Annotated in this window: 10 protein-coding genes; 7 read left to right on the top strand and 3 right to left on the bottom strand. The window is 39.2% G+C overall.

The features are described 5' to 3' along the window. Positions 1-2 precede the first annotated feature (2 nt). Both AAEY97_RS13595 and AAEY97_RS13590 read right to left on the bottom strand, forming a co-directional pair. The gene (locus AAEY97_RS13595) at positions 3-1,367 is read right to left on the bottom strand and encodes a sensor histidine kinase (RefSeq protein ID WP_350999367.1); all 1,365 of its coding nucleotides are present in this window, start codon (positions 1,365-1,367) and stop codon (positions 3-5) included. A 10-nt stretch (positions 1,368-1,377) separates the two neighbouring features. Then, positions 1,378-2,940 (bottom strand): DUF3369 domain-containing protein, encoded by a 1,563-nt coding sequence (locus tag AAEY97_RS13590; RefSeq protein ID WP_350999364.1) that lies wholly within the window; start codon positions 2,938-2,940, stop codon positions 1,378-1,380. A 339-nt stretch (positions 2,941-3,279) separates the two neighbouring features. On the opposite strand from AAEY97_RS13590, the gene AAEY97_RS13585 reads away from it, so the two are divergent. The 4 genes from AAEY97_RS13585 to AAEY97_RS13570 all read left to right on the top strand — a co-directional run bounded on the left by AAEY97_RS13585 (position 3,280) and on the right by AAEY97_RS13570 (position 5,836). Further along, positions 3,280-4,413 (top strand): patatin-like phospholipase family protein, encoded by a 1,134-nt coding sequence (locus AAEY97_RS13585; RefSeq protein WP_101086528.1) that lies wholly within the window; start codon positions 3,280-3,282, stop codon positions 4,411-4,413. 275 nt (positions 4,414-4,688) lie between these two features. Next, positions 4,689-5,111 carry a copper resistance protein NlpE gene (locus AAEY97_RS13580; RefSeq protein WP_162023574.1) on the top strand — a complete coding sequence of 141 codons (423 nt, stop codon included), beginning with the start codon at positions 4,689-4,691 and terminating at the stop codon, positions 5,109-5,111. A gap of 115 nt (positions 5,112-5,226) precedes the next feature. Then, entirely contained in the window at positions 5,227-5,520 is a 294-nt protein-coding gene (locus tag AAEY97_RS13575; RefSeq protein WP_192116310.1) for a sugar nucleotide-binding protein, read from the top strand. A gap of 154 nt (positions 5,521-5,674) precedes the next feature. Further along, positions 5,675-5,836, top strand: coding sequence for a hypothetical protein (locus tag AAEY97_RS13570; RefSeq protein ID WP_041413129.1), 162 nt, complete (start codon positions 5,675-5,677; stop codon positions 5,834-5,836). Between the two features lie 151 nt (positions 5,837-5,987). On the opposite strand, the gene AAEY97_RS13565 is transcribed toward AAEY97_RS13570, so the two are convergent. Beyond that, complete coding sequence (locus AAEY97_RS13565) at positions 5,988-7,385, bottom strand: magnesium transporter (RefSeq protein ID WP_101086525.1); 1,398 nt, start codon at positions 7,383-7,385, stop codon at positions 5,988-5,990. Positions 7,386-7,535: 150 nt separating this feature from the next. Here AAEY97_RS13565 and AAEY97_RS13560 point away from each other — a divergent pair, with 150 nt between their 5' ends. From AAEY97_RS13560 to istB, 3 genes are all read left to right on the top strand, one after another. After that, positions 7,536-8,021, top strand: a complete 486-nt coding sequence (locus AAEY97_RS13560) for a glutathione peroxidase (RefSeq protein WP_182744738.1) — start codon at positions 7,536-7,538, stop codon at positions 8,019-8,021. A 1,999-nt stretch (positions 8,022-10,020) separates the two neighbouring features. Next, the gene (gene istA / locus AAEY97_RS13555; protein ID WP_350999360.1) at positions 10,021-11,520 is read left to right on the top strand and encodes an IS21 family transposase; all 1,500 of its coding nucleotides are present in this window, start codon (positions 10,021-10,023) and stop codon (positions 11,518-11,520) included. Further along, positions 11,513-12,280 (top strand): IS21-like element helper ATPase IstB, encoded by a 768-nt coding sequence (gene istB, locus AAEY97_RS13550; RefSeq protein WP_192114610.1) that lies wholly within the window; start codon positions 11,513-11,515, stop codon positions 12,278-12,280. The genes istA and istB overlap by 8 nt, the downstream gene beginning before the upstream one ends. Positions 12,281-13,178 lie beyond the last annotated feature (898 nt).

Here is a 13,178-nt window from a genome sequence, read left to right as displayed (position 1 = left end):
TTTTATGTAATATTTTTGATATAAATATCGATTTCAAGGCCTTGATTCAACTCTGAAATAATCTCAAGCCTACCGCCTAATTTTTGCGTTACTAGATTATACACAATAGACATGCCTAACCCTGTGCCACCAATATTGCGTGCAGTAGTAAAAAAAGGTTCAAATATTCTCCGCTTTACTTCAGGGCTCAAACCTTTGCCATTATCTTTGTAAAACATCTTTATTTCATCACCACAGTAATTAGCGCCTAATATAATTCGCTTTTGTCCTACATAATCGACAGGAAATGCATGCCGAAAGCAATTGGACACCAAATTAGTAAAGATTTGTGCAATAGCACCAGGATAAGATTCAACAACCAAGTCGGGTTCTAATTGAATATCAAGTTCGATACCTTGCTTACGGGTTAATGGCCTAAGAGGGGAAGATATTTGCTCCAAATATTCAGTTAAATTAACCTGCTCTTTTTCTAAAATAAGCTGGTCAGCGGCGGTGCGTTTAAAGTTATGAACTAACTCTGCGGCACGCGATAAATTGCGTTCAATTAAATGTAATCCGTCAGTAAGTGTATGGATAAACTCTTCAAAGTCTTGTTGTTCTAATTCACCCGCAGCGAACAAAGTTTTGAGTTTAGTTAACTCATCAATGCAGTGGCTTGTTGATGTCACCGAAATACCTAATGGAGTATTCACTTCATGTGCAACACCAGCAACAAGATTACCTAAGGCGGCAAGCTTTTCGCTCTCTATTAAACTGGTTTGCGTTACTTGTAGGTTATTAATCGCATTTTTTAACTCTGCGGTTCGCTTTTCAACTTCTGCTTCTAAGGCTAAATTATTCAATTCAAGTTCATTTTGGTAAGCTTTGACCTTTTTAGCGTTAACAGCTCTACCATACAAATCAGCCAAAGAGCTCACAAATGATTGCTCATCACGGCTCCAATGCCTAACGCCTCCCTTATGCTCACAACAGATAATGCCGATCATTTTACCAGCATGCCTTATTGGGCTGTCTAACATGGCTGTGATTGCATTGGGACGTAAATAAATCTCTTTAAATTCACAGGTTGCTGGATCTGTCATAGCATCACTGGCAGCAATCGTTCTTTCTGTATCGAGAGCGCGAAAATACCCCGGAAACGCTAAGCGAGTTAGCGTGATATTATTTTGTTTAGTTTGATTATCAACTAATAAAAAACAACCGATTGATTGATTATCTTCTGTTAACAACCATATACCTGCCCTGTCGATATCGAGTCCGCGACAAACTGAATCGACAATCAATTTTGAAGCCGAATCTAAGTTTCCAGTATCAATTAATTCAGACCGGCTGACAGCCAGTAATACTTGATCTAAATTCTGATTCATAATAGATAACTTAATGTGTGCTTTGCGCAGGTTCATCTGGCATTTGTTGCTGGATCTCTACAAACTTATCAAGCAAGGTTAAACTGGCATCACACATCAAAGGATCAAATTGCTTACCTGACTGCTCAATTAAATAATCTCTTACTTTTTCAGCGGACCAGGCGTCTTTATAACTGCGTTTTGACAACAGTGCATCAATTACATCCACGATAGCCATAATGCGACCTTCAATCGGTATTGCATCAGCAACTAACCCACGAGGATAACCATTACCGTCCCATCGTTCATGATGTGTATAGGCAATACGAGCGCCCATTTTGGCTATGATACGATTTGATGCCGCAAGTAAGGTGTAGCCCTTTTCTGCATGGGTTTTCATGATTTCCCACTCACTATCGGTCAACTTACCGGGTTTATGTAAAATACTTTCAGGGATACCAATTTTACCCACATCATGTAAAGGGGCTGCATAGCGCATGGTTTCAACAAAATCATCGCTCATACCAATATGGTTAGCCAGCATTTCACTCATCACTGCCACACGCCTAACATGAGCACCGGTTTCTTTACTGCGCTGTTCAATCGCATCACCAATAATTAGGATCAGTTCACGTTGCGTTTGTTGGACATTTTCTTTGCTTGAAAGGTTTTCAAAGGTCAAACTAACATTGGCAGCAAATAATTCAAGGATCCTGACCTGCAAAGGCGTTAATGCGCTGTCGTGTTGGAGGTATAAAATACTGGTAACATCGTGGCCAAACTTATAAAAGCCTACATAAATATTATCGTGAACTATCGACTTCTCTATACTAATGGCTTCAATAATATACTCTTTCACTTCACCCGGTAGTGATTCGACATTTTCTATTTCACGGTAACTCACCATATCGCCAGTCGCGGCTAATAGGTTCATATGAGTATCTTGGTAGAGATCTTCACGAAAACTGGTTAAATAAAGCGCTGAGCTATTCAAATTAAGTAATTGCAATGTTTGTTCAAGAACAGCACTGCCAAAATTATGCAGTGTATTGCTTAGTAGCACTGAAGAAGAAGCTTGGATGACTTTCTCCATCCCACGTTGACTTAGTTCAATTGTTTTAATATCTCGATACGAGCGCAAGGAAGCATAAACACACGATTTAAGTTTGGTAGCGGTTAATTCTGTTTTTGCTTTGTAGTCATTAATATCAAACTCTCTGATCACCCTTTCCTCAGGAGCGCTGCCCGGCTGACCAGTGCGAAGAATAATCCTTGTACTGTGATTATTTAACTCACCTCGAATACGTTCAACTAAATCCAGCCCCGCGTGATCGTTTTCCATCACAACATCGATAAATGCGAGCGCGATATCAGGCTCATCGCGTAGTAAAATGAATCCATCTTCAGCGCTAAAACTTGAATAAAAAGCGAGTTTCCTACCTTCCAACTCAAAATGACTTAATGCAAATTTAGTCACATCATGTATGCCTGGTTCATCATCAATGATGGCAATTTTCCAGGGAGAAAGTTGCTTTGCTTTATGTGCTGCATCGTTATCAACCGATACTTCTGATGTTGTCTTAAACAGAGCCACATGCCATCCTTAAATTGGTATAATCAATTGGGTATTCGTTAACAAAATCAACATCAACAATCTATGATGAACTATTTACATTAGTTTTATCATGAAGACTAAATAACCATACGAGTAAAAGTTTACTTTAGATCTTATTATCAATCTCGATATGGTGTTGCAAATGAGTGCTCGTAATCATGTTCAACTTTTCATCTCAAAGTATTAACCTCGATAATAGATATAGTGAAGATAAAGGATAGACAATAAATAGCGTAGTCGACTTATTGGTAACTGGTGTAGAACACAAAAAGAATTCATACTAGAATCAAACAAACTTAACCGATTAAAGGACCGATATTGCCAGTATCAACAGCATTAGTACTTGGAGGTGGTGGAGCCAGGGCGGCTTATCAAATTGGCGTATTAAAAGCGTTAGTGCAGTTTTACCCACGCAACCATAATGTTCCATTTGATATTATTTGTGGTACATCTGCAGGTGCTATTAATGCAATATCGATAGCGACCCACGCATCTTGTTTCCATTTGGCCATAAAAAAACTGGACTGGGTGTGGCGTCATTTTGAAACCCATAAAGTCTATCGCACTTCGATCCCTCAAGTGTTGAGACATTTGGGACGAATGGCAATTAAAGGTCTACAAGATGACAAAGTCAATACTGATGCTGGCAGCCTACTGGATAATCAACCATTACGAGAGTTGCTGAATAACCTTATCGATTTTAAAAGAATTGATCGTAATATTGGTAATGATGCACTCAAAGCTATCAGTATCGACTCATCATGCTACAACAATTCACGTTCATATACTTTCTATCAAGGTAACGAACACATTGATGATTGGCAACGTGCTAGACGAGTTGGTATTCGCAGTTTATTAAATACTGAGCACTTACTTGCAAGCTCAGCAATTCCAATGGTATTCCCATCAATTAAACTTAATCAAGCCTATTATGGTGATGGGTCCGTCCATCAATTATCGCCACTATCAAGCCCTATCCACCTAGGTGCTAGTAAAATATTTGTGATTAATTTAGACAGTCCACACAAACACTTTCCCATCGAGTTTGAATATCACCCTAAAACAGCAACAATCGCCGGACATTTATTAGATACCATTTTCTCGGACACATTGAACAGCGACTTAGAGCGTCTGCAACGGGTCAACAGCACCTTATCAATGATATCCCCACAAGACCGTGAAACCTTGAACTTGCGTCATATTGATACTTTAGTGATAAAACCTAGTCAAGATTTAAGCCGAATTGCAGAACGGTTCTATGATGATATGCCTTTTGCAATCAGAACTTTATTGAAATTATTTGGTATTAACAGACAGTCTGACTCGAGTATTGTGTCGTATTTATTATTCGAAAAAAGCTATACCACCACCTTGATTGATTTAGGTTATCAAGATGCAATGGATAGAATTGATGAAATAAAACAATTTTTCGATATACAGACTAAAGTTTAACCGTTAATACTCAAAATCTATGATATACCTATATATTAACATCAAGAATTAACATCGGGATTAATTGATGATAAAAGCGCGAGTGCGCTTTGGTTATCTATATTAAAGTCATCCTCGTCATACTGGTTTAGCTTGAGTCAAATAGACATGTTTTACATAGTCACATTTATAAAAGTGAATATTATTTTAAATTGTTGATCATTCACTTGAGACACATAAAACCAGAACTGCCGAGCGTCACATTCGTAACAATTTTGTATCTAAAAGGATTTTAGATGAAAAATTTATGGTTAGTGATTATATTAACAATCGTCGGCTGCGGCCAACAAGACACCTCGACTATAGATACAACTTCAAGTAGTCAAAACACTTTGCAATGGCAAGGTGTATATCATGGTGTATTCCCATGCCCGAGTTGCGATGGAATGGATACCACTCTTGAACTAACCCAACCGAACCAATATACCATCCACACTATTCGTCTAGGCACTGATCCCAATCCTTATCGTGGCAGCGGAACATTTAAGTGGGATAAAAGTGGTAACATTATCATTTTAGATCGTGGACATATTTATCAAGTCTATTCCGATCACTTATATTTGTTAGATGTAAAATTTAGGCGAATTACAGGCCCAGACGCAGAGCGATATAGAGTCGATAAAATCGAAGGACTAGGTCAGCAAATCAGAATAAACTAACAATGAAGTATGACTCTTATAATCAAAGTACTGAAAGCTTTTTAATAACTCTTCGGAGCACAATTAAATAGATATTCATTGCTCATTAGACTGCCGTTGACGACTTTGCACTTTTCTGTGGAAACTGTGTTCACAAAAACAATGGTCAGTTATTTACCATTGGAGTAATGCAGGTAAGTGTACTTGGTATGAGTTTGCTCAAGAGATCAAAACACAAGGAATAGCGTTAGGCTTATTACCTCAATCAATTTATTTGCAGCCTATGACATCAGAACAATATGCATCTATCGTTAATAGACCCACTTTCAGTGTGTTAGACACCCGCTTATCGCACTCAATCGCCATGCCCAAACCTTGGCAACAACAATTAGCTCAATGCCTTAATGAATTGGTGCTTAGTAAAGTTTAATTATTTAAAGTAAAAAATGAATTGTCATATCAGTGTCATTTTTACGTGCAATAATTTTTACCATCAAGGATGAAATATTTCGCTTTAGCTTGTCATTAACTTTAGGTAAAAAGAGGCTGTACCAACAGAGGTACAGTTATCTGGAATGTTGAAAATGTCACACTCATTTGAATTTGATGAAGATGATGCGCCATGGGGCGATAACATCAAGGGAAAACCAAAATCGAAAAAAGTAAAACAGCGTCGCCGAGATACTAAGCGCCGTTACTTTGACGATAATGCAGAAATGGAGTTCGCGCCTGCTAAGTGGAAATAATTTAACAGAATTTTCTCATCAAGTTTAAAAAGCAAGTTGCCTGCAACTTGCTTTTTTGTTGAAAAAAATGGCCTTGAGAAACTCAAGACCATTTAAGTAAAGCGTTAGCAGTATTGAATCAGTGTATTTCGATGTCTCTGAAATTGACCTTTTACAGATAAAATATGGTGGCTAACCCCAAAAAAGTAAAAAAGCCTACAACGTCAGTCACTGTGGTCAGAATAACTGAACCAGATAAAGCTGCGTCTTGATTAAAGCGCTGTAAAATCATCGGCACCATCACACCAGCAATCGCAGCAACAGCCATATTAACTAAAATAGCACAGGCAATAACGACGCCCATTATCGTATCGTTAAACCACCATCCGGCAATAATACCGATGACAATCGACCATAACATGCCATTTAGCGCACCGATACCGAGTTCGTTTTTCATCAACGACATCACGTTACCAGCAGAAATCTGACCCATTGCCATACCGCGGATCATTAACGTTAACGACTGGCTACCTGCAATGCCACCCATTGAAGCCACAATTGGCATCAATACCGCTAACGCGACCACTTGCGACAATACATTTTCGAATAATCCAATAGTAGCAGATGCTAAAAATGCCGTGAGTAAGTTTATCCCTAGCCACACGGCACGACGCTTTGCACCCACCACTATCGGGGCGAATAAATCGTCGTGTTCATCCATACCAGCAGTTGCCATTAATTGTGCTTCGTAATGTTCACGCACTAATGCTGTAGCAGTTCGCAGTGTCATTCGCCCAATTAATATACCATCTTCATCGACAACCGGTAATTCAAGTTCGCGACTATGCTCAATGGCTTCGGCTGCTTCGATTAAAGATGAATCCGCAGAGATAACTCGGCTGTCATCCCATTTTAACGCCTGCAATTGAGTATCAAGATCCGCAGTTCTGAAAACGTCATAACGACGCACTGTACCTAAATATTTATCGTTTTTATCTACTAAAAATAGATGGTCATTACAATCTAAGTCAATTCGGCGAAAAAAGCGTTGTCCTTGCGCGACGGTAGAGGTAAGACTTAATGCCAACATCTGGTGATCAGCATAACGACCGATTTCATTTTCAGAATATTGATCATACAGTTCGAAGTGCTTACGTTGACGTTCACCCATCTGTGCTAATGCACGATCGGTAATGTTGTCAGGTAATGAATCACTCCATTCAATAAGGTCTTCAGGACTTAATTGAGAAAAGAGTAAGTCTAGTTCCTCATCTGGCATTTTCTTAACAATGCCTAAACGAGGATCGGCGCGCATTAAGTTTAGAACGTCTACACGCTCTTCAACATCGACTTGCTGCCAACGTTCATAACGTTCATCAAGTGGTAACGATTCTAATAATAAAGCAATTGTGCCTGGTTCTGCTTCAGTCAAGATTTCACTGAACATTTCGGCCTGTTCATCGCCTTCTGCTTCAGTTAACAAATGAACCACTTGACTGACATCAGCCTGTGGTTGTGAACTGGTGTCGATTTCATCTTCAGAACTAAGTTCGTTCTTTAATTCACTCATCAGCCCGCCCTTAATTCTTGATAGTAAAATATGCGCAACTATATTGAAATTGGTATTGATAAGCAAACAGATAAATTAGGTTGCCAACAACTTAATTGCCAGCTAAGCATTTTCACATTATAGTTTATCTTTCATATAAAGGAGCATCACATGACCGCAGCTATTTACCCTATTTCCGTAAAAGACATTCAAGGCAATGATGTTGTTATGGAGAATTTTAAAGATCACGTTTTGCTTATTGTTAATACAGCAAGTAAATGTGGCTTCACCCCACAATACAAAGCACTTGAAGCACTATATCAACAGTATAAAGATCGCGGTTTAGTTATTTTAGGCTTTCCTTGCAATCAATTCGGCAAGCAAGAACAAGGCAATGAAGATGAGATCAGCCAATTTTGCGAACTAAACTTTGGCGTGACATTCCCATTATTCAGTAAAATTGAAGTCAATGGCAGTAACAGCCATCCGTTATATCAACATCTTAAAAAGTCTGCCAAAGGCCTTTTAGGTAGTGAGTCAATAAAATGGAACTTCACTAAGTTTTTAGTCGATAAACAAGGAAACGTGATTGAACGATATGCACCAACAACAAAACCAGAAGACCTTAACGCTGTCATTGAAAAACTGCTTAGATAGCCATAGCCTCTATCGTGTAATCGAAGGCTGATAATCAATGAGAATGGCTTTGGGTGATTGATGTCATGATAATCACCCTGCTTTTGCTCACGGCTTAGTCAGTTCCTGTAAGTGAACATCTAAAGTCTGCCACATTTTCATTTAACGATATTTTCGAATAGAAGTACTCAAACAATGGAAAACCGTTAGAAAAAGTAAACTCTTAAGCCACTGAAAAATAATCAGTATAAAATTAATCTCACTATTTTGATAAAAGAATTCATTTATATTGAACTTTTAAACCATTAGGTACTCCAACTTAGTAACAGTGATATTCACTTTTGTTCATCATCTCCCTGGGACTTCTAGCGCGGTCCCCTTGATCGCTAAGTCGATCGATAGGCAGTCATTTGATTGCCTTTTTTTATGTCTGTTGATTGTACAACGCAACTAGAATGCGTTGCATGGTCTAGCTTAGGTCTACCCTAGTGATGTGTTTTCTATATAGGGAGCTCATCAACATAAGATCATAACCAGCTAACTTCACCGCATTGGCTTGCTCTCAACACACAGCAATGTGTCAATGCGCCCTATTATCGTAAATAGGCAAGTAGCATAAATAGGCAAAGCAATATTAGCCAAGTTTGATATTACCAACATGAAATAAAACCATTCTCATCGATTTATCCCAGCTATTATTAAGAGATAGGGGCTAACTAGCACTGCGCATGTTTATCACTACACCTAAATAGGTGATGTCGTTTAACTCACAGTAATTAAGCTAATGAGTTTCGCTAAGTCGATTTCGATATTGGGCAACCTGGTCTGGGAGCTTGAAAAAAAATTTGTAAAACCCATTTTTAGGCTCTCGAGACAGCAGATGTTATGCCACGATAAACGTCATTTACATAGAACCACGTGCAACTACCAATGATGAGTAAAGCCCATTGATTATCTATTTTTAAATTTTTTCATTATTTAATGAACTATTCTAACGAGCACTAGTCAGAGTATATGTAACAAGTAAGAACATGTATTCGCTAAGCGTCTTCCTCCAACGTTTTAGCGTGTATCCAAAGGTTTGATTACTGACTTTTGTATTTGCTTGTCGCGACAGTTTTATGTTCATCATCCCTATTTGGGGAGTATTAACACGCTAGCGCACTGTTAATCACGACCCACAAAGAACGACTTAGGCAACCAAATTGGTTGCCCTTTTTTTAGGTTCATTTTGTGTTTTACACAAATAAAACCAAAAATAGCATCATCATCGATATTTACCTCAACCATATACAGAACCAATAGCTTACTTGAGTACACCTCAGAGCTAGAACTAGCATAGTGATAAATAAGCACTTAATTATAAAGACTTTGATAAACTATAATATCGAGTTTCGGTTCATTTAAATGCCATTTTTAGCTCTTAAAAACCTAATAAATCCTTCGAAAAACCAGCTAAGAAAACAAAAAACCTTGCTCTCATAAAATAAATGTAAAAAAATTATTTTTATTGTGAACTTTCCTAATTACGCTCGGTCTTATTTATTGTACGAAGAAGATGTAGTTTGAAGTAAGTGCAGCATAATGAGTTAACCTCCTCTCCCGGAGTTAATTGATGACACTGCTTAGTGATTTATCCTACTTACCTTAAGCTTCAGTTAGGATTGAGTTACTGCTACACCGTTTTAATGTTTATTGTTCATCATCCCTATTTGGGGAGTATTAACACGCTAGCGCACCGTTAATCACGACCCACAAAGAACGACTTAGGCAACCAAATTGGTTGCCCTTTTTTTAGGTTTATTTTGTGCTTTACATAAATAAAACCCAAATGCCTCACCATCGATATTTGCCACGGTCATATGCGTAACCCATCACTTACCTGAATTCACCTCAGAATCAGAATAAACAACTGATTAAAAAGAATTTTATTAGGCGACAATTAACTTGGCCGGTTCGCGACAACTAGCTTGTCCGGTTTTGGTAAGCTCTAGGCATACATAATTATTGAGAGATTTATATGCCTGGAAAAACCATAAATCAATCACAGGTTAACCTATATATGTCTTATCGTAATCAACCTAAACAGACTCAATCATCTGCAGCGGCTAAAGCAGGATTTTCATCCCGCACAGCCAGACGTATTGATTCAGGGCAGCACAACCCCCCTCCATTACCGCGTCAATACGCTACTCGAAAAGATCCGTTTAATGGTCTTTTTGAACAACATATTGTCCCACTGCTTGAAAAAGAACCCACATTACAACCCATTACATTATTTGAAAAACTCGAAGAAATCGCACCGGGGCAATTTGATCGCGCGCAACTTAGGACTTTACAACGCCGTATCAAGACATGGCGAGTCAAATACGGACCAGAAAAAGAGGTGATTTTCAGGCAACAGCATACACCTGGAGCGATGGGGATTTCCAATTACACTTGGGCTAATGAATTGAATATCACCCTCGCTGGCAGTGCATTTAAACACAAACTTTATCATTACCGCTTGGTTTTCAGTGGCTGGACTTACGTCGAAGTCATCTTGGGTGGCGAAAGCTTTGAGTCATTGTCATCCGGGCTGCAGAATGCCTTTTGGCAAAGTGGGGGTGTACCCAAAACCCACCGCACAGATAGCTTAAGCGCTGCCTTTAAAAACCACACACAAGCAGAAGTCCTCACAGAGCGCTACACCAAGTTATGTCAGCATTACGGTGTAAAAGCCACTCGAAACAATAAAGGTATAGCCCATGAAAATGGCGCAATTGAAGGCCCTAATGGGCATCTAAAGCGAAAGATAGCGCAGCAATTGCTATTGCGCGAAAGCCGTGACTTCCTGGATTTAAAGCAATACCGAGCATTCATCGATGCCATCGTCGCTAAAATAAATCGTCAATGTCACACGCGTTACATTGAGGAGTGCGCGTACTTGTCCGCCTTACCCGTCCGTCGAACGAATGACTTTTGTGAGCAGTACGTCAAAGTGACATCCAGCAGCACGATTTCCATTAAGCGTGTGACGTATTCCGTGCCATCACGGCTCATTGGCGTGACCTTACTGGCGCACATTTATGATGACCGCATCGTCCTCTTCTATGGACATGAAATCACATTAACCTTAGCGCGAATACACACGCAAGGCGCAGCACGTGGCCGCTCAATAGACTATCAGCACCTTATCCACGCATTGGCTAAGAAGCGCAATGCGTTTAAAGCATCACAACTTAGAGACGACCTTATACCTAAAGGCGATTTTTGGCAGTTATGGCAGGCACTCACCCGTGATGGTGTGACTGATACAGATTGTCATTATATGGTCGATTTACTGGTCATCGCTGCCAACTATGATTGTGAGGCTGCATTGGGCCGCTTCGTTCTCAGCGCATTTGAAGCAGGAAAAGCGGTAACGATAGATGAATGTCGACGCGTTTTCAGGCCTGATACGCTATTTACCCCCATGATTAATCGTCAACAACATAGCGTTTCAAGTTACGACGTACTGTTAGGAGGGCGCAATGGCTAACCCACTGAGCTTACCTATATTATTACAAGAGTTACGATTACCCGCGATAGCAAAAGCTTGGCCTGATATCGCGCTAAAAGCGGTGAAGGAGCAATGGGGGCCTGAGCTATTTCTCGCTCAGTTATGTGAAATAGAGGCCTCACACCGACAAGAAATACGCCTAAAGCGCTTACTGAAAGACAGCCAATTACCCATAGGGAAACAACTATCACAGTACGATTTTAGTGAAGTGACAGGGATTAGTGCCGTTCAAATCAAGCATAAAGCCAGTGAGCTCGGGTGGTTGAGGCAAGGCCACAACATACTGTTATTTGGTGCAAGCGGTCTGGGGAAAACACACCTAGCCGCCGCGTTAGGCTATGCCCTTATAGAGCAATCTGTTCGAGTTAAATTCACAACAGGAACCGCCATGGTGCAGCATCTACAGAAAGCGCGACAAGGTTTAGGACTAGAAGATGCGCTTAAAAAACTCGATAAATATGAGCTACTGATTTTGGATGACATTGGCTATGTAAAAAAGAGCGACAGTGAAAGTCAGGTTCTATTTGAACTCATCGCACATCGATATGAGCGCAATAGCTTGGTGATAACGACGAACCAGGTATTTAGTGACTGGGACAGTATCTTTGGCGACAATATGATGACGGTAGCTGTGATAGACAGGCTGGTGCATCATGCTGAAATTTACCGACTTGAAGGAGATAGTTACCGTAAAAAACAAGCTATGAAATTAAACGACAAAAGCGGCCAACTTAATTGACGCGCATAGGACAAGCTAGTTGACGTCTAACAGAATTTATAAAAAAATCAAGTTTAGGTTAATTCTAATACTATTTTTAATTAAAAAAACGAAACCTTTTCCAGGGAAAATCGACCATATAGATCAAAAAAAATTACTCTCACAAAATAAATTAAAAAAATTCATTTTCTTTGTGAACTTTCCTGATATCACCCGGTCTTATTTATTGTACGAACAAGTATGTAATGATTAAAATGTAGTTTGAAGTAAGTGCAGTATGATGAGTTAGCCTTCTCCCCCGGAGTTAATTGATGACACTGCTTAGTGATTTATCCTGCTTACCTCAAACTTCAGTTAAGATTGAGTTACTGCTACACCGTTTAATGTTTATTGTTCATCATCATCCCTATTTGGGGAGTATTAACACGCTAGCGCACCGTTAATCACGACCCACAAAGAACGACTTAGGCAACCAAATTGGTTGCCCTTTTTTTAGGTTTATTTTGTGCTTTACATAAATAAAACCCAAATGCCTCACCATCGATATTTGCCGCGGTCATATGCGTAACCCATTACTTACTTGAGTTCACCTCAGAATAAAAAACTTAAGTGCCTAATTACGATAGCTTTAATAATCTATATTATCGAATCCAGGTTAACTCTAACGCTATTTTTAATTAAAAAAACGTATCCTTTCCCCAAAAATATCGACCAAAGGGTTCAAAAAAATTACTCTCACAAAATAAATTAAAAAAATTCATTTTCTTTGTGAACTTTCCTGATATCACCCGGTCTTATTTATTGTACGAACAAGTATGTAATGATTAAAATGTAGTTTGAAGTAAGTGCAGTATGATGAGTTAGCCTTCTCCCCCGGAGTTAATTGATGACACTGCTTAGTGATTTATCCTACTTACCT

It is taken from the genome of Shewanella sp. TB7-MNA-CIBAN-0143 (assembly GCF_040310065.1).
Lineage (GTDB): Bacteria > Pseudomonadota > Gammaproteobacteria > Enterobacterales > Shewanellaceae > Shewanella.
Note: the sequence above shows the minus strand (reverse complement) of the source record. Positions and strands in the feature narration are given on the sequence as shown.

Bases quoted from the DNA above. Each gene is read 5' to 3' on its own strand.
- AAEY97_RS13595 (WP_350999367.1), bottom strand. From the start codon at position 1,367: ATGAATCAGAATTTAGATCAAGTATTACTGGCTGTCAGCCGGTCTGAA.
- AAEY97_RS13565 (WP_101086525.1), bottom strand. From the start codon at position 7,385: ATGAGTGAATTAAAGAACGAACTTAGTTCTGAAGATGAAATCGACACC.
- AAEY97_RS13570 (WP_041413129.1), top strand. From the start codon at position 5,675: ATGTCACACTCATTTGAATTTGATGAAGATGATGCGCCATGGGGCGAT.
- AAEY97_RS13580 (WP_162023574.1), top strand. From the start codon at position 4,689: ATGAAAAATTTATGGTTAGTGATTATATTAACAATCGTCGGCTGCGGC.
- AAEY97_RS13560 (WP_182744738.1), top strand. From the start codon at position 7,536: ATGACCGCAGCTATTTACCCTATTTCCGTAAAAGACATTCAAGGCAAT.
- istB (WP_192114610.1), top strand. From the start codon at position 11,513: ATGGCTAACCCACTGAGCTTACCTATATTATTACAAGAGTTACGATTA.
- istA (WP_350999360.1), top strand. From the start codon at position 10,021: ATGCCTGGAAAAACCATAAATCAATCACAGGTTAACCTATATATGTCT.